This window comes from Tenacibaculum litoreum, assembly GCF_964513915.1.
Lineage (GTDB): Bacteria > Bacteroidota > Bacteroidia > Flavobacteriales > Flavobacteriaceae > Polaribacter > Polaribacter litoreum.
On sequence record NZ_CAZEQS010000001.1, the window covers coordinates 112239 to 133329 of the forward strand.

Genomic DNA, 21091 nt, shown 5'->3' on the forward strand with positions numbered 1-21091 from the left:
ATTTAGTTGAGCTTTTTTTGTGTATATAAATAAACGAACATAAAAATTTATATATAAAAAAACACCACTTTAAAGTGGTGTTTCATAACTTAATATCATTATTGATTAATCCCCCAATTTATCAATATGATTCCCCTTGTGTATTACACTGCAAATATCATATAAAAGAACATTTATTAATGTAAAGGATGTATAAATGGTGTGCTTTTTTGTGTAAATGGTAAAAAAAATATGTTTATAACATAGTTTTGAACTGGTTTTTTGCTAAAATCGTATTAGTTACATTTTATTTTTAAAATATTATCTGTTACATTTGATATAAATGTACATGAGATGTTAAGAGCAGTTATAGTTGATGATGAACCAAAAGCAATACAAGGACTTTCCTGGGAACTATCAAGCTTTGGGAATGATATAGAAATCATAGAAACATTCACGGTTGCGGAAAAAGCAATTAAGTTTATAAATGAGAATAGTATTGATTGCCTTTTTTTAGATATTGAAATGCCTACGATGGATGGTTTCCAATTGTTAGAAAAAATAGAAAATAAAGATTTTGCTATAATCATTACAACAGCATATAATGAGTATGCAATAAAGGCACTAAAGAATCAGGCAATAGACTATTTGCTTAAACCTATTGATTCTGATGATTTAGAGGAAACGATAAGTAGAGTTAAGCAACATTATAAAAAGAATAATAATACCGAAAAGGTTGAAAAAATACTATCAAGTTTTAACGAGAAGTTTAATAGAAGAAAAATAACTATTAATACCGATGGTAAACTTGTCTTTTTGTCTCAAGATGAAATTTTGTTTGTAGAGTCAGATGGTAATTATTCAACAATTTATACTACTGGAGCGAATAAGAAAATTGTGGTTACAAAAAAACTAAAAGAGATAAACTTACTACTTCCAGAAGACCATTTTTTTAGAATACATAATTCATTTATAATTAACTTGAATAAAATAAAAGAGTTTTTAAAATCAGATGGTTATGTTGTACTAGAAAATAACCATAAAATTCCTGTTTCCAGACAAAGAAAGTCGGATTTCTTAGAAAAATTTTAAATGAAGAAATTAATAATAATCACCTTTTTATTTTCTGTAGTACTTTCTTGTTTTTCACAAGAAGAAGAGAGAAGTATAGATAGTTTAATACAGCAAGCAATAGAAAAAAAGATAGATGATTATTATGATTTATATCGTTTTTTTCAACGTGAACGATTTAATAAACAAGACATAGATTTTCTTTTAAAAGAGAGTCAGCAAAAAGAATACAGATTAGGAGAGGTGTATGCTTATAATTTGTTAGGAAGACACTATAGAAATAACTCTTTTTTTGATAGTTCAATAGAGAATTATATGAAAGCTCTTGAGTTATCAAGAGAAATAGAAGATGTCAATGCAGAAATTGTTACACTAAATCAAATAGGAGTAGTATATAGAAGGCAAGATAAGATTAGAAATGCCTTGAATTATCATCAAATGGCACTCGAATTAGCTGATAAGATTGATATACCTGATATTGATACTAAAATAAGTATAAGTATATCAAACAATAGTATTGGTAATATTTACTTGGCTCTTAAGCAGTACCAACTAGCATTAGAAAAGTTTAAAAAAGCAATTTTAATTCAAGAAAAAACTGAAGATAAAAGAGGTTTAGCAATTAACCATCAAAACATGGGGCTTGCTTTTCAAAATCTGGGAGATATTGATGCTGCGTTAGAGCATTACAACAAATCTTTACAATATAACATAGAGAATAATTCAAGTATAGGAAAAGTTATTTGTCATAACAGTATTAGTAATGTTTTATTGCTACAAGGAAAATATGATGAAGCTTACAAATATATAAGTGAAGTAGTTCCTATTTCAGAAAAAATAGGAAATCAGTATTATACATCCGATGTATATATTACGTTTGGTAACGTACAATTAAAGTTAGATAGTTTAGACAAAGCAAAAACATATTTAGAAAAAGGTTTAGAGGTTGCCAATAAACATAAAATTCCTTCAGGAGTTAATCAATCTAACTTGTACTTGTCTGAGCTATATGAGAAAAAAAAGGATTACGAAAAAGCATATAGTTTTTATAAGAAAGCTATCGAAGGAGAACGTAAAACATTTAATGATAAAAATATACTATACGTAAACAACCTTATCAATAAATATGATAATGAGGTAAGTAGAAATAAAATAAAGAACTTAGCAAAAGAGAATGAGATAGCGAAGCTAAAACTATTACGAAACAGAAATGTTTTAATTATAGCATTAGTTTCTATAGCATTGTTAGGAGTGTTGCTGTATTCTATGTATAGACAAAGATTGTTAAATAATGACAAAAAAATATTAATGCTAGAACAGGAGGCTTTGAGAATTCAAATGAATCCACACTTTGTATTCAATGCATTAAACTCTATCAAGCTGTATGTTATAAATAACGAACAGAAGAATGCGGTATATTACCTAAATAAATTTTCAAAACTAATTCGAAGTATTTTAGAATCTTCATCTGTAAAAGAAGTAACGTTGAGTGAAGAACTAAAAACAATGAACTTATACATGAGTATAGAGAACATTCGATTATCAAATGAAGTTAACTATATAGAAAATATAGATTCAAACGTAAATATAGAAAGGATAAAAGTTCCGCCATTAATATTACAACCCTTTTTAGAAAACTCTATTTGGCATGGACTATCATCTAAGAAAGGAAAAAAAGAAGTTTCGTTGTCGGTTACAAAAATATCAGATGAATTTATACAAATTGATATTGTAGATAATGGAATTGGTAGGGATGCTGCTATGAAAATTAGAAAAAATAAATCGTTGAATCGTAGGTCTATAGGTATAGATTTAACTAAAGAACGATTACGAAACTTTGCAAATGAGTATGCAAATAATTATTCATTAATTTATACAGATATAATTGATGAAGAAGGAAATCCGAAAGGAACCAAAGTTTCGTTGAAAATACCAATACTTTAAAAATCAAATCGTAACTGTACCCAAACAGGTTCAGTTTTCTCAGTATTTAAATTACTAAAAGAAATCCCTAATAACCTAACAGAGTTATTAAGTGTATCTTGGTATAACAGCTCTTTTACTATAGGGTAGAACTCTTTTTTTAATTGTAGGTAATGGTTGGTGGTTTTACTACGTGTTTGTTGCGTAAAATCGCTGTATTTAATTTTTAAGGTCACTGTCTTTCCTTTGGTGTTTGATTTTTTCATGCGACGTTCCAACTCGTCAGCAATTTTATCAAGACGCTCTAACATAAAAACCTCTGAAGATAGATTTTCTCTAAAAGTAGTTTCGGCAGCGATTGATTTTCTAATTCGATTAGGTTTTACTGCTGAATTATGAATGCCTCTAACAATATGGTAATAATGTACTCCAGACTTTCCAAATAATTTAGAAAGCTCTTCTAATGATTTTTGTTTTAAATCTAATCCGGTAAAAATACCAAGGTTATGCATTTTTGCAGCGGTAACTTTACCTACTCCATAAAACTTATTCACAGGAAGTTGCTCTAAAAATTCAAGAACCTCTTCTGGATTGATAGTTTTTTGTCCATTAGGTTTATTAATGTCTGAAGCTACTTTGGCAATAAATTTATTGATAGAAATTCCTGCGGATGCTCGTAACTCTAGTTCATCCCAAATTCGCTGACGAATTTCTTGGGCAATCATACTAGCTGACGGATTCCCCTTTTTATTTTCAGTAACATCTAAGTAGGCTTCGTCCAACGATAAAGGTTCTACCAAATCGGTATAATCGTAAAAAATCTTTCTAATTTTAGATGAAATTTCTTTGTAGCGATCAAACCTTGGAGGTACGAATATAATATGTGGGCACTTTTGTTTTGCCAAAACACCACTCATGGCAGAACGTACTCCAAACTTTCGAGCTTCGTAACTAGCAGCAGAAACCACACCTCGAACTTCGCTACCACCAACAGCAACTGGTTTTCCTCTTAATTCAGGATTATCCAATTGCTCAACAGAAGCATAGAAGGCATCCATATCTACATGAATAATTTTACGAAAAGGAGGCTGTAATTCCATCAATACAATCTAAATAGATTTAGATAGGTTTGTTAAAACATTTATAGTTTTTGTTTCATCTTTCTTGTCAACAAAAATATGATCATGATAAAAACCTGCAACAACATTACAGCTAATATCATGTTTAGCAAGTTCAGAAGAAAAAGCAGCTGTTAAACCAACTGCATCTAAAGCAGAGTGAATTTTTAAGGTAATCCAAGATGCTATAAAACTGTAAGCCAATTCTAAATTATCTGCAACCTTCTTTTCAAGAATTAAAGTGATTCCTTCTGCTTCTTTGAACTGACCAACTATATCTTCTTTATTAATGTTGGGTATATCTTTTACAGTAGTAAAAACATACTCTCCTTTATTTACAAAAGGCTTCATTTCTCTGATAAGTACGGATAAATTTTTTTCTCCAGTCATGGTGCTTATTTTAGATAAAAGTACATTTTTTTAAAATAACAAAAGCCCTCATAAGAGAGCTTTCATTAGTTTTGATTTTTTCTGACAGGAAGTAGTTTTTGTTAAAATTACACTTGTTTTACTTCAATAATTTTAACAGGACACGCCTTTTTTGCTTCATAAGAAGCTTCAAAAATACTATCATCGTGTGATTTTATGGTAAAGAAACCTTTCTTTTCTGTAGAATGTAATAAAACAGATTTTCCATCCTTTTTCGACATTTGAAATTGTGCTGGAGCTAACTCCACGCAATAATTACAACCAATACATTTGTTTCTTTGTAGCGTAATTACGACCATTAGTTTTTAGCAAATTCGGTTTTTACAATTTTGTATAATTTATCTGATGGACGAATCCTGAAATCTAGTTTCATAGTAACTTCATCTCCTTTGGTAGCGGTTTGCGCTTCTTTATCGTTTACAAACATGCTTTTTAATTCCATTTCCTGAGCACCTGTGGTGGGTCCTGTAATTAAAATAGTATCGCCAATTGCTAAATCGTAGGCTTCAATTTTAAACTCTCCAACTTCTGCTTTTGGAAAATAGTGCATTCCTTTTCCTAAGTACACTTTCTTTTGAGTAGCATGCGAACCAGGTTCTTTACTCCACTCTCCTAATTTCTGACCTAAATAATATCCATTCCAAAAACCACGATTATATACTTTTTCAAGTTCTTGCATCCAGCTAATTACTTTCTCTTTGTCGTAAGTTCCATTATATAAACTGTCAATAGCATCACGATAACACTTGATAACTTTGGCAACATATTCTGGTGCGCGACCGCGTCCTTCAATCTTCAACACTTTAATTCCAGCATCCGCAATTTGATCTAAAAAATCGATGGTACATAAATCTTTAGGAGACATGATGTACTCATTGTCTAATTCCATTTCAAAACCAGATTCCTGATCAATTACCGTATATTTTTTACGACAATTTTGTTTACAGGCTCCTCTGTTTGCAGATGAATTATGCGAGTGTAAACTCATATAGCATTTTCCGGAAACGGCCATACATAAAGCACCGTGACCAAAAATTTCAATTTCTAACAAACGACCAGATGGTCCTTTGATTTCTTCTTTTTCAATTTGCTCAGTAATCTTTTTTACCTGACGTAAACTCAACTCCCTACTCAATACTACGGTATCAGCAAACATGGCATAAAACTTAACCGTTTCGATGTTGGTAATATTAATTTGCGTAGAAATATGTACTTCCATACCCTCTGCTCTTGCCATGGCAATTACAGCTTGATCCATTGCAATCACAGCAGTAATGTTCGCTTCTTTAGCTCTTTTGATTAAGGTTTTTACAATAGATAAATCATGATCGTACACAATTGTATTTAAGGTTAAATACGTACGAACATTTTTTTCAGAACACCTACGAGAGATTTCTTCTAAATCATCTAGGGTAAAATTAATAGATGCTCGAGCACGCATATTTAATTGCTCTACACCAAAATATATTGAATCACATCCGTTATCTAAAGCTGCCTGTAACGATTCAAAATTACCAGCAGGAGCCATTAACTCAATCTTTTGCATTACTTTTTAAATTTTAAAGCTTCTGAACGTCCTTTTTTAAATATTTTATTGCTTGCGTGTTTTCCTTTACGCAATTCTTTTTGTTCTTCGTAGGGTAAATGAATGATGTCTTGGCATTCAGGAGAACAAGTGTTTTCCATTTTTTCAGCACAGTCATCACATTGAATGAATAATAAGTGACAACCTTCGTTAGCACAGTTGGTATGTGTGTCACAAGGTTTTCCACATTGATGACAATTGGCAATTACATCATCAGAAATTTTTTCAGCTCTTCGGTGGTCAAAAACAAAATTCTTTCCTAAAAACTTGTTTTCTAAACCTTCATCTTTTACCTGACGGGTATATTCAATAATTCCTCCTTCAAGTTGGAAAACATTTTTAAAACCTTTGTGTTTGTAATAGGCAGAAGCTTTTTCACATCGAATTCCACCTGTACAATACATTAATAAGTTTTTATCTTCTTTATGGTCTTTTAAATCTTCTTCAATAATATCTAATGAATCTCTAAACGTATCAACATCTGGAGTTACTGCACCATCAAAATGTCCAATTTCACTTTCGTAATGGTTACGCATATCTACACAAACCGTATTCGGATTTGCTAGCATTTCATTAAATTCTTTTGCATTTAAATGTACTCCTTTGTCGGTAACATCAAAAGTGTCGTCATTTAATCCGTCAGCAACAATTTTGTTACGAACTTTTACTTTTAGTTTTAAAAACGATTTATTATCGTGCTCAATAGCTACGTTTAAACGAATTCCATTTAAAAAAGAAATACTATCTAGTTGTTTTTTTAAAGCTAGAAAGTTTTCTGAGGGAACAGATATTTGAGCGTTGATTCCTTCGTATGAAACATATGTTCTTCCTAAAACATCTAGTTCATTCCATTCAAGGAATAATTTATTTCTAAATAAAGTTGGATTTTCTATCTTATGATATTGATAGAATGAGATAGTAATACGGTCTTTACCCGCGTCGTCAATTAATTTAGCGCGTTCTTCTGCGCTTAACTTGTTGTACAGTTGCATGCTATACTTTTTTAAGTTAAACAAATATGTTGTGGTTTTTCTAGAAAACCGGTGCAAATGTACTGATTTTTTGAGTTTTACTGTTTAAAACAATACGATTTAAGCCTAAATGGTATATTTTTTAAATTTTAACGTATTTTTTCTAACAAAAGAGATACAACCAATTTGTTTTTTTTAAACCTTTGTAGCATACAAACAATAAATTTTATACTCAAAAATCAAAAAAATGAGAGTAGCAGTGGTAGGAGCTACCGGAATGGTAGGTAATGTAATGTTACAAGTATTGGCAGAACGTAATTTTCCAGTAACAGAATTAATTCCTGTTGCGTCAGAACGTTCAGTAGGAAATCAAATTGAATTTCAAGGAACAAATTATACAGTAGTAGGTTTAGAAACTGCAGTAGCTATGCAACCAGATATTGCATTGTTTTCAGCTGGAGGAGATACCTCTTTAGAATGGGCTCCTAAATTTGCTGAGGCTGGGACAACCGTAATTGATAATTCATCGGCTTGGAGAATGGATCCAACGAAGAAGTTGGTAGTTCCAGAGATTAATGGAGATGTGTTAACGAGCGAAGATAAAATTATAGCAAACCCAAACTGTTCTACTATTCAATTAGTAATGGCATTGGCTCCGTTACACAAAGAGTATAAAATGAAACGTGTGGTAATTTCAACCTATCAATCTGTTTCTGGAACAGGTGTTAAAGCGGTTCGTCAATTAGATAATGAAGAAGCAGGAATTGAAGGAGAAATGGCTTATCCACACCCTATCGGAAGAAATGCTTTACCACATTGTGATGTGTTTTTAGAAAATGGATATACCAAAGAAGAAATGAAGCTGGTAAAAGAGCCTAAAAAGATTTTACGAGACGATTCTTTTAGTGTTACAGCTACGGCAGTTAGAATACCAACTGCTGGAGGACATTCTGAGGCTGTAAATGTTCAATTTGAAAATGATTTTGAATTAGACAAAGTACGCGAGTTACTTACACAAACTGATGGTGTTGTTGTACAAGATGATGTACAAAATAATGTATACCCAATGCCTATTTTAGCAAACAATAAAGATGAGGTTTTTGTAGGTAGAATTAGAAGAGATGAATCTCAACCTAATACTTTAAATATGTGGATTGTTGCTGATAACTTACGTAAAGGAGCAGCAACTAATACCATTCAAATAGCAGAATATCTAGTAGCTAACAATTTGGTGAAACCATCGGTTACTGCTTAAAAATATTTAATAATAATACTTTAAAAATCCTGTGCTTGTAAGTGCAGGATTTTTATTTTTGGATTATGAACAAAGAACAAATAATACAAAACACAATTGAGTTTGTGAAAGAAACTTTACAAGGAGCAGAAGGAGGGCATGATTTTTTTCATATTGAACGAGTATATAAAAATGCTTTATTAATTGCGAAAAATGAAAATGTTGATGAGTTTGTGGTTTCTTTGGGTGCATTGTTGCATGATATAGCCGATAGTAAATTTTATGATGGAGATGAAACGGTTGGACCAAAAAAGGCTAGAGCATTTCTGATGAATCAACAAGTTTCTGAAGACACTATAGTTCATATAGAAAATATTATTAATAACATTTCTTTTAAAGGAGGAAACTTCAAACAAAGCTTCACTTCTCCTGAGTTAAATGTTATCCAAGATGCAGACCGATTAGATGCTATAGGAGCTGTTGGAGTAGCTCGTTGTTTTAATTATGGAGGGTTTAAAAACAGAGAATTGTACAATCCAGAAATTCCTCCGAATTTAAAGATGACAAAAGAAGAATATAAAAAATCAACAGCACCTACAATTAATCACTTTTATGAGAAATTATTACTGCTAAAAGATAAAATGAATACTACGACAGGAAAAAAAATCGCGGAGCAAAGACATGCTTATATGGAAGGTTTTTTAGATCAATTCTATAAAGAATGGAATGGAACGATTTAGTGTTTATTGTGTTGATAATGTAAAAAATATGCTGTTTTAATAAAAAGTTCACGTTAAAATTTGGATGTTATTGAATTTAGTATATATTTGCTTCAGTTAATAACCCCCATTTTATTAATGTAATCCCCTTATTGTAAAAATAGCATCTAAATTTTATTTAGATGCTATTTTTTTGTCGTTGTTTCTGTAGTAAAAAATTATTTTCCTGGAAATTCAGGTTTACGTTTTTCTAAAAAAGCAGTAGTTCCTTCTTTAAAATCTTCAGTCCCAAAACAGTTTCCAAACTCTGTGATTTCACTTTCAAAGCCATTCACACCATCTTTAAAATTATCATTTACAGCTTTAATTGCTGCACTAATAGCTACAGATGAATTGCGCATAATTTTTGACGCAATTTTTTCAGCAAGAGGAAGCAACTCTTCTTGAGATGTTACATGATTAACTAAACCATATTCTTTTGCTTCATCAGCAGTAATCATTCCAGCAGTCATGACTAATTCCATCGCTTTTCCTTTGCCTATTAATTGAGGCAAACGTTGTGTTCCTCCATAACCAGGGATAACTCCTAAAGAAACTTCAGGTAGCCCCATTTTAGCATTGTCTGAAGCTACTCTAAAATGACAAGCCATTGCTAATTCTAATCCGCCACCTAAAGCAAAACCATTTACAGCGGCAATAACAGGAGTTGATAAATTTTCAACAAAATCAAATAAAATTTCCTGTCCTTTTCTTGCTAACATTGCTCCCTCTTCAACAGAGAAATGTGCAAATTCAGAGATGTCTGCTCCAGCAACAAATGCTTTTTCTCCACTACCTGTGATAATAATTACTTTAATACTAGCATCTTCTTCCAGAGCTTTAAAAGCATTATGAAGCTCTTCAATAGTAGCTTTGTTTAAAGCGTTTAATTTTTTTGGTCGGTTAATGGTAATAGTTGCCAATGCGTTAGTTTGTTCAACTAAAATATTTTCAAAATTCATACTATGTTTATGTTTTAGGTAATATTACGGTAAAAACAGTTCCAACTCCTTTAGTTGAAGTAAAGGATATTGTACCGTCATACGCTTCAATTATATTTTTTATGATAGATAGTCCTAAGCCCATTCCACTAGTTTTAGTAGTAAATTTAGGCTCGAAAATTAACTCCTTATTTTCATCACTAATACCTTTTCCATTATCAGAAACTGTTATTTTAACATTATTTCCTTCAGAAGCAACTTTGACTTCTATTTTAGGGTTTTTATCGGTGTCTTTTATTGCCTGAATTGAGTTTTTAACTAGGTTGGTGACAATTCGTATCAACTGTGTTTTGTCTAAACTGGCATACAACTCTTTTTCTTGAGGAAAATAATGTATGTAATCTTCAGTGAAAATATCTAACGAATGTTTTACTATATCAACAACATTAAGCTTTTCTCTACGTTGTGTAGGCATTTTAGCAAAATCAGAAAAAGCAGAAGCAATAGAACTCATCACATCGATTTGCTGAATAAGCGTTTCGCTGTATTCAGACATTTTTTCTTTGATATTAGGATCTTCTGGATTGAACTTTCTTTCAAAACTTTGTACCGATAAACGCATAGGTGTTAACGGATTTTTAATCTCATGAGCTACCTGTTTGGCCATTTCTCTCCAAGCTTGTTCTCGCTCGCTTTGAGCTAGTTTTACAGCACTTTCTTCTAACTGGTCAATCATGTTGTTATAAGCGGCAACAAGAGAGTTGATTTCTGAACTAGCAGAGTTTAAGGTAATTTTTTCGTTACGCTTATTTAAACGGGTCTCGTTTATTTTTTGTGAGATGGTTTGAATTGATCGTGTGATATAGGTTGATAAGAAGTAAGCTAAAACAATGGCAATAATAAGCATTAGTAAATAAACTAATGATAGGCGAGAAATAAACTCTCGTAGTTCGTGTTTTTGCTCTTCGTTATCTTGTGCAATTTGTAATTCTAAAATTCCAATCCTTTTAAAACGAGGGTCGTTTAAATAGGTGTATGAAGATTGGTAAGTGATACCTTTTTCGGTTCTACTTTTAAAAATTTTATGATTTGAATTGTTAGCTAAATCCCTAACAGTTTCGTTTGCTAAGTTTTGCCCTTCTTTTTTATCAAAATTATAAGGAATGGAAGATTTTAATAACTTTCCATCCATGTCGTACATAGAGATGGTAAGTTTATGAACATAAGCAATGTCATAAATTCTATCTTGAAAAATTTTGGATAAATTCTCTGTAGTTACAGGGTATGTGGTTCTACGTTTAAGCTCAATTTCAATATCTTGTTTTGTAGAGAATTCTTTACGTTCAAAACGTGCAGTATTATAATCTTTTGTTTGCTCGTCGTATTGATAAATAGTAACAATTACAATTAAAATTGATGCCAATAGTACTAAAAGTATCATTGACAAGAAAATTCTAATTCGAAGCGATATGTTATTGAAAATACGCAATTTTATAACTCAATTTTTTTAGTTTTCATAAGCAAAGTATCATCCGTTTCTCCATCATTATCCCAGTCGTAAGTAGAGGTAGCGCTAAACCCATCACTAGTTTGTGTAATTTTATACCAAGCTTGTACTTGCTTTCCTAAATACGGATAATCAACAAATAGACTATCTCTACTAGTTTTCCACTTCCCATACGTTTCTCCAATTTTTTTTCCATCGGCTTGCACAAACCACGCAGAAAAAGTACCATCGCTGTTATAGGTAGATTGAGCCTTTCCTGAGTTAGGTTTGCTAAAATCATCTTCAAAAACAGAAGTACTATCAGTTTCGTTGGCCGTTAAATATTCAATTTTCAAATATGTTGTTTCCCAATTACCAACCAAATATTCTTGTAATAACGGTTCTTTTTTTTCTTGTTTACAAGTAACAAAAAGTATTCCGAAAATAAGTGCGGTAATTATGTGTTTTGTTTTCATGATTAAGATTGGATTTTTTCTTCTTTGGTGTGAAGAAGACGTGTTAGTTTAATAGATAAATCTAACAAAATAATTTTAGCATTTCCGTTTCTTTCAATATGGTACTGTGCGTCACTTACTTCTTTTTCTATGATTAAGATATTGGCACTATGAATAAACGGAGCAAATTTCGCGAGTTCGAAGTTTGCAGACTGAGTTTCTAAAAATACTAAGTCTGGTGTTCCGTAATTTAGTAGTAAAGCTTGTCTAAAAAATTGTAAACAATATTGTAAAAATTGCTTTTGAGTTTCTCTACCAGATTTAGCGATTTCTTCCGACCAACCAATTAAGTCTTGAATAACAGCAGCGTTTCCTTTGGCTCTAAATGCGGCTCTAATCCAAGTAATAAACCATTGTTCGAAAACTAAATCGTTTGAATTGTTGTTTAAAACATGTAGAGCTTTATTGTAATTTCCTTCTGATTGATGAGCTATCTTTATTGCTTCGTTCTCCGATATTTCTTTTTGTTGTGTAAGAGCATTGGCTATATCACTTTCACTTAATACAGGGAAATGTAATGCTTGACATCGAGATTTTATGGTGTTAATAATCTGTTCTTCATCTTCAGTAACAAGGATAAAAATAGTTTTACTTGGTGGCTCTTCAATCAGTTTTAATAATTTGTTAGAGGCGGCAACGTTCATTTTTTCTGCCATCCAAATAATCATTACTTTAAAACCACCTTCGTATGATTTTAATTGTAGTTTTTTTACAATGTCTTCCGCTTCATCAACGCCAATTTGTCCTTGTTTATTTTCAACACCAATATGTTGTAGCCAATTAAATAAACTTCCATAAGGTTGCTCTTCTATAAAAGAACGCCAATCTTCTAAAAACAAATTACTAACTGGGTGTTTTTTAACAGAATCATTTGTAGTTACAGGAAAAGCAAAATGTAAATCAGGATGCTGTAATTTGCTACATTTAATGTTGCAGGCTTCTACATTATCGGAGAAGTTACATAATAAGAATTGAGCGTAGGCAATTGCCATGGGTAAAGTTCCACTCCCCTCTTTACCAACAAAGAGTTGTGCATGCGGAATTCTGTTGTTTTCAGCCGATTGCTGTAAGTGTTTTTTTATATGTTCTTGCCCAATAATATCGTCGAAAGTCATACCACAAATATAAGACATCAAACAAAGAGAACAACCTATTGTAAATAAATGATATATTGTTTTGATATACTGTTTAGAACGATTCTATTTTAGTATATTTGCAAGCTAAAAATATATCTTTTGAGTACTATCGCATCGTTACATTTAGGGGAAAAAGGAATTATATCTGAAGAGTGCTTGGATAAGATTCCGTTGAAATTATTAGAAATGGGGTGTTTACCAGGAAGTGAAGTAGAGTTACTTCAAATAGCTCCGTTAAAAGACCCTATGTATATATGCGTAAACGGAAGTCATTTAGCGATTCGAAAAGAAACAGCTTGTCAAATTTCAATTATAAAACTATAGCTGATGAGTAATCGTATTAATGTAGCATTAATTGGAAATCCTAATACGGGTAAAACATCGTTGTTTAATCAATTAACAGGCTTAAACCAAAAAGTAGGAAATTATCCTGGGGTTACGGTTGATAAAAAACAAGGGGTTTGTAAATTACCTAATGGTAAAAATGCAACGATTACTGATTTGCCAGGTACTTATAGCATTAATCCTACCTCTATAGATGAAAGCATTGTTTTAAAAGCTTTAATGACTACTCATCAAGAAGAAAAACCAGATGTAATTGTTGTAGTTGCTGATATTGAAAACTTAAAAAGAAACTTATTACTTTTTTCGCAAATTCAAGATTTAGAAGTTCCGACAATTTTAGCGCTAAATATGGCGGATCAATTAAAGCGAAAAGGAATTTCTATAGATGTCCCTGCCTTAGAAAAAGAACTACATACCAAAGTGGTATTGATGTCGGCAAGAACAAATGAAGGAGTTGATGACTTAAAAGAAGAAGTAGTTAATTATAAATCGTTAAAAGTACACTCAAATTTCAACGAATTATCTCAAAAGATAGATACTACTTACTTTGAAAAATTAGCTAAAGTCAGTAAAGAGTTTACACCCTACGAGTTGTGGATGATGCTAACAAAAAATCACACACCATTACTTTCTTCCTCAGAAAAAGAAGCGATAAAAGAATTTGAAGGGGAAATTACAAAGCAAAAAAAGTATCAACATAAAGAAACGATATATAGATATCAGCAAATAAATGCCGTTTTAAATAAAACTTATAAGGTAGATGCATCTAAAGCAACAGATGTACGTAGTAAACTAGATAGAGTTTTTACTCATAAAATATTTGGTTATGTTATTTTCTTTGGGTTGCTATTACTGATATTTCAATCTATTTTCGATTGGGCATCAACCCCCATGGATTTTATCGATGGTTTATTTGCTAATATTGCAGAGTTTACAAAAGCGCAATTGCCCGCAGGAATGTTTACTGATTTACTAACCGATGGAGTTATTCCTGGGGTAGGTGGAGTTGTGATTTTTATTCCTCAAATAGCTATTTTATTTTTATTTATATCCATTCTTGAAGAAACGGGTTATATGAGTCGTGTAGTGTTTTTAATGGATAAAATTATGCGTCGTTTTGGAATGAGCGGTAAGAGTATTATTCCATTAATTTCAGGTACTGCATGTGCTATTCCAGCAATTATGGCGACCAGAACCATATCAAGTTGGAAAGAACGATTAATAACCATTTTAGTAACACCATTTACAACGTGTTCAGCACGATTACCCGTATATGCTATTTTAATAGCTTTAATTATTCCTGATACTAAATTGTTTGGCTTTTTAAGTTTACAAGGATTTACCTTATTAGCTTTGTATATTTTAGGGTTTTCAGCAGCAGTTATCGCAGCATATGTACTACATAAAACACTGAAGATAAAAAACAACTCACTTTTTGTAGTTGAAATGCCTAATTACAAAATACCATCAGTAAAAAATGTGTTTTTTGATGTATTGGACAAAACAAAAGCATTTGTTTTTGGAGCAGGAAAAATCATTTTGGCAATTTCAATAGTATTATGGTTTTTAGCATCTCATGGACCATCATCTTATGAAAATGCTGAGAAAAGTGTTGTAGAGAATACCGCAAATCAAAATCTTTCAGAAGAAGATTTAGCTAAAAAAGTCGCATCTGCTAAGTTGGCAAACTCATATATAGGAATTGCAGGAAAAACAATAGAACCAGTAGTTAAACCATTAGGGTATGATTGGAAAATAGGTATTGGATTAATTAGTTCTTTTGCTGCAAGAGAAGTGTTTATTGGTACATTAGCAACTATTTATAGTGTAGAAGACGATGGAGAAGATATTACCACTATAAAACAAAAAATGGAATCAGAAATAAACCCTGATACAGGAGAGAAGAGGTTTAATTTTGCCACAGGAATTTCTTTATTGTTATTTTATGCGTTTGCAATGCAGTGTATGGCAACGTTAGCAATTGTAAAAAGAGAAACAAAAAGTTGGAAGTGGCCAATGGTTCAACTAGTAAGTATGGGAGCTTTAGCATATTTATCAGCATTTATAGCCTATCAAATTTTAAGTTGATGCAAGAAGTTTTAACATATGTGGTTGTTTGTGGAGCAGTTATTTTTTTAGTTAAAAAGTTCTTTTTTAAACCTAAAAAAAATAGCGGTTGCGATACAAACTGTAACTGCTCGTAAGTGAGAAAGTATATTTTACCAAACTGTTTTTTATAAAAAATGTATGTTTGTGGTATTATACTTGTAGGCAATACTTAAATTATAAATAGTAAAAATTCAAATGAAAAAAATATTATTAGTAGCTGTGGTTTTTGTTAGTTCTTTTACCTATGCACAGCAAGAAGTAAAAGTAGATTTACTAGATGCATTAGCTTTTAAAACGTTAGAAGTATCTTATGAATATTATACTACGGATCGTTCTTCAATAGGTATCTCAGCGTTGTTCAACTTTGAAAAAAAATCAGCAGATTTCAGATACAACGAAGAACGAATGTTTACTCCGTTTTTCCGCCATTATTTTACTAACAATAGTAATTGGAACTATTTTGGTGAAGTTTTTATGGGGATTAATACAGGTGAAAGAAAGGTTGTTATGCTTGGAACAAGCACTCCTGAGTATAAAGAATATACAGATGGAGCTCTAGGCTTAGCTTTTGGATCAAAATATGTGTCCTCAGGTGGTTTTGTACTTGATATATATGGAGGTTTGGGTAGAAACCTGTTTACTTCAGAGGCTCGTTCAATTGTGCCTAGAGTAGGAATAAATTTAGGATATCGTTTTTAAGATATTCAATTTATATACAAATAAAAAGCTCGCAATTGCGAGCTTTTTTAGTTAATATATTGTTCGTTAAGTAATTTATTTAGTTGGAATTTACTTTTTTACTTTTAATCAAATTAGCAAAAACAAAACTCAATATAGCTGGTAATACCCATCCTAAATTATGATTAGCAAAAGGAATGTTGTTTTTTAACTCAATTAAGTAGTTAGGGTTGATAATAAAGCCTAAAAAATCTGGAATGCTAAATAAAAAGGTTATTCCCACTACAATTTTAAAAACTAAAGTTGAGGTGTATTTTTCAGGAAGTACATTTAGTATAATTAAAACAATAGTAATTGGATAAATAAACATTAAAGCCGGTAGTGCAATATTGATAATATATTTTACATCAAATTGACCTACAGCAATTCCTAGTAAACAACTAATAATAGCAGTAATTGTAAAAACTTTTTGAGAGTTATTGTTAATTCCTTTAAAATAATCGGCAGTTCCAGTAATAATTCCAACAGCTGTTGTAAAACAGGCCAAAGCAACTAAAACACTCAGGAAAACACTTCCAATATTCCCTAAAGTTTGATTACTCAAAGAGTTTAAAATTTCTGTTCTGTTAGCACTTTCAGAAAAGGTAGAACTAAATAAAACGCCGTTATAAATAAGGCCAGCATAAATAATTAACAAACCTACACCAGCAATAAAACCAGCTTTGGTAATTAGCTCTTTTTTCTCTTCAAAAGTTGTATTCGTGTTAAAATTCATTGAAATAACTAAAACACCACCAACAACTATGGAAGCAATAGCGTCAAAAGTTTGATACCCTTCTAGCAAACCATCAACAAAAGGAGCTTTAAGAGTAGTTGGAGTAATTGTATCAGGAGCTGTAAAAAAACCAACGAAAATAATAGCTAATAGAATTAGTATAATAAGAGGTGTTAAAAACTTGCCTAGTAGGTTTAGTACTTTTGATCGGTTCATGGTAAAAAGAAAAACAAGCCCGAAATAAATTGTACTAGTAACTAAAGAACTACTGTTACTAAAGTAAGGAGCAATAGCCATTTCATGAGTAACTGATGCTGTTCTAGGTGCGGGTAAAGCAATGCAAATAGTGTATACAACAAAGCAATATATAAGGCTAAAAGTAGGAGATACTTTTTTACCAAAATCGTACATAGTACCCTGTAGTTTAGCATGGGCTAAAATACCTATCATAGGAATAAAAACAGCAGTAATAAAAAAGCCAATAGTTACCCAAAACCATAAGTTTCCAGCATTTTTTCCTAAAAATGGAGGTAAAATTAAATTACCAGCCCCAAAAAACATTGAAAATAAAGCAAATCCGTTTATAAATATCTCCTTAGTTTTGTGCATTGCTTAACAAATTTGTAAGCGACGAATATACATTAAAAAATGATTGCAAAATTTAAGGAAACAACGGTTTTTTATACAGATACTGGTAAGGGAAGTAGTATTGTTTTATTACATGGGTTTTTAGAAAATAGCACTATGTGGACCGAGGTGGTTGATGAATTGTCTAAAAAAAACCGCGTGATTTGTATTGACTTATTAGGACATGGAAAAACAGGATGTGTTGGGTATATTCATACGATGGAAGAAATGGCAGAAGCGGTCAAATCTGTTTTAAGAGAATTAAAAATTCGTCGAGCTACTTTTGTAGGACATTCCATGGGTGGATATGTTGCATTGGTATTTGCAGAAAAATATCAAAAAAATGTAAAAGGAATTTGTTTGATGAACTCCACCTCTCAAGCAGATAGTGAAGAACGCAAGAAGTTACGACTTAGAGCCATTGAAATGGCTAAGGAAAACTATGAAACGTTGGTAAAAATGTCAATAAGCAACTTATTTGCAGAAAATATGCGTTCACAATTATCTGAAGAAATAGAAAAAATAAGAGAAGAAGCCTTAAAAACTCCAGTTAGAGGATATATTGCAGCAACAGAAGGAATGCGTTTACGAGAAAACAAGGAAGTTGTTTTACAAACAATAGAAAAGAGATTGATAATTGCTGGAAAAAATGATCCAATATTAAATTATACGATTGTTGAAAAAGAAGCAAAGAAAACAAGGACTTCATTAATTAAATTACCAAATGGACATATGAGCTATGTTGAAGCAAGAGAAGAACTACTAAAAGCAATAACCAACTTTATAAAAGCTTGATAAAATCCGTTACTTTTGTAGCGCACAAAAAGAATACATTTCATGAAAACTCATCATTTAGCCAAACAAAATTCTATTCTTAATAAATTCCTAGCTGAACTCAGAGACACATCTATTCAAAAAGATTCGATGCGTTTTCGTAGAAACATTGAACGAATAGGAGAAGTTTTAGGATATGAATTAAGTAAAGAGCTGAATTATGAGACAAAAGAAATAACAACACCTTTAGGAACCAAAAAGGTAGAGTTACCTACAAACAATATAGTGTTATGCTCTATTCTTAGAGCAGGATTACCACTACACAATGGAATGTTAAATTATTTTGACGATGTAGAAAATGCATTTATATCGGCATACCGTCATCACCCAAATAATGATGAAGAGTTTGAAATAGTAGTAGAATACTTTGCATCACCCTCTATTGATGGTAAAACATTGTTACTAGTAGATCCAATGTTAGCAACAGGACGCTCTATGGTAGAGGTTTATGAAGGTATAAAAAAATACGGAACACCAAAAGAAATAATTATAGTTTCAGTTATCGGTTCAGTAGAAGGTGTAGAGTATGTTGCTAAACATTTGCCAGCAGACACAACTTTATGGATTGCTGATATTGACGAAAAATTAAATGATAAAGGTTACATTGTTCCTGGCTTGGGAGATGCAGGTGATTTAGCCTACGGAGCAAAACTGTAGTTTATACAATAGCACTTACAGTAAAAGAAGCTATTAAGAATAAAATAATAATAGCATCTGCATACCATTTCTTTTGGAAAAATTCTATTCCGTTAGCTAGAATAACAGAAATAGGGAAAAATATATATAAAAACTCACTTCCAGAGCCATCTTGAACTAAAAGTAAAATAGCTGTAGTAATTACAAGATGAGTAAGAATTAATATCCAGTTTTTTCTGAATTTATTTTTAACAGAAAGTGCCTTTGGGCTTTTTAAAAAAATAGAAGCTATTAAAAAAAAACTAATAAAAAGAATGGGGAACAAATACTTCTCATGAGAATAAAAGCTTAAATCAGGGTGAAAATTCCAATCAAAAAGCAACCAAAATTTTTCAAGCTTATCATACCAAAAATAGTAAGTGAAGTACAAAAAGACAGGAGAACAAAAAGCAATTATAGGTGTTAATAATGTTTGATAGGTAAATCGTTGATGTAAGAATATAGATAAGTAAAGCAAGATAAGTAACAAAGGAGCATAAGGTTCTATTAAAAATGAGATCCCAAGCCACAATCCACCATCGAACAATTTGTGTAGAATGTTTTTTGAAGACTGTAAACTATATACTTTTCGTAAGAAAAGAAGTATGGTTAAATTAGCGTAAAAAGTTTTGTTTATCTGTATAGTATCAGGAAAAAAACCAATTAATATTACAAAAAACAAAAAAGCAAAAGAGTTATCATAAGTCAATAAATTTTTAGCTATTATAAAGTTGTACACAGAAAAAACAACTAAAAACCAACCAAGTTCTTTAACGAGATTGAAAGATAATTCTTTAGAAAAAATACTTAAAACAAAATACCCTAAGAAAAGTACAAACAGTACAATAAAATTTATAGGTTTAGATTTACCGAAAAAATTGGCTAACATTGTTTCTTTTTATATTTTTGCAGCTGTAAAGATACTTAAGATATGATAGCAGGCAATATTTTTAGATGGATTGGTAGTTTATTTACCGACTTTTTATTTGCACCATTCGATTGGTTACGTTTAACAGTAGCAAAATCAGATGCAGGTTGGTGGACTTCAAACGCTGTAAACTGGTTCTTTTTATTAATCCTATTAGTGTTATTTGCTTATTGGATGAAAGAAGCTGCTCGTTTTCAAAGAGAAGGAACAGAAGATAGAGCCTAATTTCTATAAACTTTGGGAAGCAAAAATAAACTAAAACGTTTCAAAGAAAATGAAACGTTTGCTAACGTTATTCAACCAACACGAGAAGAAGTAACCAACGATTTTTCTTATAAAGGAAAATGGAATACTTTTTTTAAAAACGACAATCCAATAGTTTTAGAGCTAGGTTGTGGTAAAGGTGAATACACGATTGCTTTAGCAGAAAAGAATCCTGATAAAAACTTTATTGGAATTGATATTAAAGGTGCGCGATTTTGGCGAGGAGCTAAAACAGCACTAGAAAATAACATGAACAATGTTGCTTTTATTAGAACTCAAATAGAATTAGTAGATTATATTTTTGCTGAAAACGAAGTTTCTGAAATTTGGATTACCTTCCCAGACCCTCAAATAAAATATAAGCGTACCAAACATCGTATGACGAACTCTGAATTTTTAAAGAAATATTACCATATTTTAAATTCAGAAGGTTTTGTAAACTTAAAAACCGATAGTGAATTTATGCACGGTTATACTTTAGGGTTGTTACATGGTGAAGGACATGAAGTTTTACATGCCAACCATGATGTGTATAAAAATGTGTACAGCCCAGAAGAGGTAACAGGTACGCAAACATTCTACGAAAAACAATATTTAGAAATCGGAAAACCGATTACTTATATAAAATTTAAACTTAATTACTAATCCTGCTTTTTTGCAGGATTTTTTGTTTTTAGATTTTTCTTCGGTCGATTGGTATTCGTTAAATG

Annotated in this window: 22 protein-coding genes; 11 read left to right on the forward strand and 11 right to left on the reverse strand. The window is 31.3% G+C overall.

Annotated features, from left to right (window positions below):
• Positions 1-333 precede the first annotated feature (333 nt).
• Both ACKTTR_RS00465 and ACKTTR_RS00470 read left to right on the forward strand, forming a co-directional pair.
• Entirely contained in the window at positions 334-1071 is a 738-nt protein-coding gene (locus tag ACKTTR_RS00465) for a LytR/AlgR family response regulator transcription factor (RefSeq protein WP_408026012.1), read from the forward strand.
• A complete protein-coding gene (locus ACKTTR_RS00470) occupies positions 1072-2994 on the forward strand; it encodes a tetratricopeptide repeat protein (protein ID WP_408026013.1) in 1923 nt (640 codons plus the stop codon).
• Here ACKTTR_RS00470 and dinB read toward each other — a convergent pair.
• The 5 genes from dinB to trhO all read right to left on the reverse strand — a co-directional run bounded on the left by dinB (position 2991) and on the right by trhO (position 7097).
• Positions 2991-4073 (reverse strand): DNA polymerase IV, encoded by a 1083-nt coding sequence (dinB, locus tag ACKTTR_RS00475; RefSeq protein ID WP_408026014.1) that lies wholly within the window; start codon positions 4071-4073, stop codon positions 2991-2993. The two genes, ACKTTR_RS00470 and dinB, sit on opposite strands and share 4 nt — an antisense overlap.
• A 9-nt stretch (positions 4074-4082) precedes the next feature.
• Positions 4083-4481, reverse strand: coding sequence for an ACT domain-containing protein (locus tag ACKTTR_RS00480; protein ID WP_408026015.1), 399 nt, complete (start codon positions 4479-4481; stop codon positions 4083-4085).
• A 107-nt stretch (positions 4482-4588) separates the two neighbouring features.
• Entirely contained in the window at positions 4589-4819 is a 231-nt protein-coding gene (locus ACKTTR_RS00485; RefSeq protein WP_073182300.1) for a ferredoxin, read from the reverse strand.
• Positions 4819-6066 carry a peptidase U32 family protein gene (locus ACKTTR_RS00490; protein ID WP_408026016.1) on the reverse strand — a complete coding sequence of 416 codons (1248 nt, stop codon included), beginning with the start codon at positions 6064-6066 and terminating at the stop codon, positions 4819-4821. Before ACKTTR_RS00490 ends, ACKTTR_RS00485 begins: the two co-directional genes overlap by 1 nt.
• Positions 6066-7097, reverse strand: coding sequence for an oxygen-dependent tRNA uridine(34) hydroxylase TrhO (gene trhO / locus ACKTTR_RS00495; protein ID WP_408026017.1), 1032 nt, complete (start codon positions 7095-7097; stop codon positions 6066-6068). The genes ACKTTR_RS00490 and trhO overlap by 1 nt, the downstream gene beginning before the upstream one ends.
• Before the next feature lie 226 nt (positions 7098-7323).
• Between trhO and ACKTTR_RS00500 the strand changes: the two genes are divergently transcribed.
• Both ACKTTR_RS00500 and ACKTTR_RS00505 read left to right on the forward strand, forming a co-directional pair.
• The gene (locus ACKTTR_RS00500) at positions 7324-8331 is read left to right on the forward strand and encodes an aspartate-semialdehyde dehydrogenase (RefSeq protein ID WP_408026018.1); all 1008 of its coding nucleotides are present in this window, start codon (positions 7324-7326) and stop codon (positions 8329-8331) included.
• Between the two features lie 65 nt (positions 8332-8396).
• Positions 8397-9050 carry an HD domain-containing protein gene (locus tag ACKTTR_RS00505; protein WP_408026019.1) on the forward strand — a complete coding sequence of 218 codons (654 nt, stop codon included), beginning with the start codon at positions 8397-8399 and terminating at the stop codon, positions 9048-9050.
• Between the two features lie 197 nt (positions 9051-9247).
• Here the strand turns inward: ACKTTR_RS00505 and ACKTTR_RS00510 are convergent, their stop codons facing one another.
• Genes ACKTTR_RS00510 through ACKTTR_RS00525 form a run of 4 tightly spaced genes read right to left on the reverse strand, consistent with a single transcriptional unit; the run spans position 9248 to position 13125 of the window.
• Positions 9248-10030: an enoyl-CoA hydratase/isomerase family protein gene (locus ACKTTR_RS00510; protein ID WP_408026020.1), complete on the reverse strand. Its 783-nt coding sequence runs from the start codon at positions 10028-10030 to the stop codon at positions 9248-9250.
• Between the two features lie 7 nt (positions 10031-10037).
• The gene (locus tag ACKTTR_RS00515; protein WP_408026021.1) at positions 10038-11450 is read right to left on the reverse strand and encodes a sensor histidine kinase; all 1413 of its coding nucleotides are present in this window, start codon (positions 11448-11450) and stop codon (positions 10038-10040) included.
• 50 nt (positions 11451-11500) lie between these two features.
• The gene (locus ACKTTR_RS00520; RefSeq protein ID WP_408026022.1) at positions 11501-11971 is read right to left on the reverse strand and encodes a hypothetical protein; all 471 of its coding nucleotides are present in this window, start codon (positions 11969-11971) and stop codon (positions 11501-11503) included.
• 2 nt (positions 11972-11973) lie between these two features.
• A complete protein-coding gene (locus ACKTTR_RS00525) occupies positions 11974-13125 on the reverse strand; it encodes a DNA polymerase III subunit (protein WP_408026023.1) in 1152 nt (383 codons plus the stop codon).
• Positions 13126-13245: 120 nt separating this feature from the next.
• Here ACKTTR_RS00525 and ACKTTR_RS00530 point away from each other — a divergent pair, with 120 nt between their 5' ends.
• The 3 genes from ACKTTR_RS00530 (at position 13246) to ACKTTR_RS00540 (ending at position 16299) form a co-directional block, all read left to right on the forward strand.
• Positions 13246-13470: a FeoA family protein gene (locus ACKTTR_RS00530; RefSeq protein WP_047787963.1), complete on the forward strand. Its 225-nt coding sequence runs from the start codon at positions 13246-13248 to the stop codon at positions 13468-13470.
• A gap of 3 nt (positions 13471-13473) precedes the next feature.
• Entirely contained in the window at positions 13474-15579 is a 2106-nt protein-coding gene (feoB, locus tag ACKTTR_RS00535) for a ferrous iron transport protein B (RefSeq protein WP_408026024.1), read from the forward strand.
• A gap of 216 nt (positions 15580-15795) precedes the next feature.
• The gene (locus ACKTTR_RS00540) at positions 15796-16299 is read left to right on the forward strand and encodes a DUF3575 domain-containing protein (RefSeq protein WP_408026025.1); all 504 of its coding nucleotides are present in this window, start codon (positions 15796-15798) and stop codon (positions 16297-16299) included.
• Positions 16300-16378: 79 nt separating this feature from the next.
• Here ACKTTR_RS00540 and brnQ read toward each other — a convergent pair whose 3' ends face one another.
• Positions 16379-17662 (reverse strand): branched-chain amino acid transport system II carrier protein, encoded by a 1284-nt coding sequence (brnQ, locus tag ACKTTR_RS00545; RefSeq protein ID WP_408026026.1) that lies wholly within the window; start codon positions 17660-17662, stop codon positions 16379-16381.
• A 39-nt stretch (positions 17663-17701) separates the two neighbouring features.
• Between brnQ and ACKTTR_RS00550 the strand changes: the two genes are divergently transcribed.
• Positions 17702-18475, forward strand: coding sequence for an alpha/beta fold hydrolase (locus tag ACKTTR_RS00550; protein WP_408026027.1), 774 nt, complete (start codon positions 17702-17704; stop codon positions 18473-18475).
• Between the two features lie 42 nt (positions 18476-18517).
• Positions 18518-19171: a uracil phosphoribosyltransferase gene (gene upp, locus ACKTTR_RS00555; protein WP_408026028.1), complete on the forward strand. Its 654-nt coding sequence runs from the start codon at positions 18518-18520 to the stop codon at positions 19169-19171.
• A gap of 1 nt (position 19172) precedes the next feature.
• Here upp and ACKTTR_RS00560 read toward each other — a convergent pair whose 3' ends face one another.
• Positions 19173-20078 carry a DUF6427 family protein gene (locus ACKTTR_RS00560; RefSeq protein WP_408026029.1) on the reverse strand — a complete coding sequence of 302 codons (906 nt, stop codon included), beginning with the start codon at positions 20076-20078 and terminating at the stop codon, positions 19173-19175.
• Positions 20079-20120: 42 nt separating this feature from the next.
• On the opposite strand from ACKTTR_RS00560, the gene ACKTTR_RS00565 reads away from it, so the two are divergent.
• Entirely contained in the window at positions 20121-20342 is a 222-nt protein-coding gene (locus ACKTTR_RS00565) for a DUF6341 family protein (protein WP_408026030.1), read from the forward strand.
• Between the two features lie 12 nt (positions 20343-20354).
• The gene (gene trmB, locus ACKTTR_RS00570) at positions 20355-21026 is read left to right on the forward strand and encodes a tRNA (guanosine(46)-N7)-methyltransferase TrmB (RefSeq protein WP_408026031.1); all 672 of its coding nucleotides are present in this window, start codon (positions 20355-20357) and stop codon (positions 21024-21026) included.
• Positions 21027-21091: the final 65 nt, after the last annotated feature.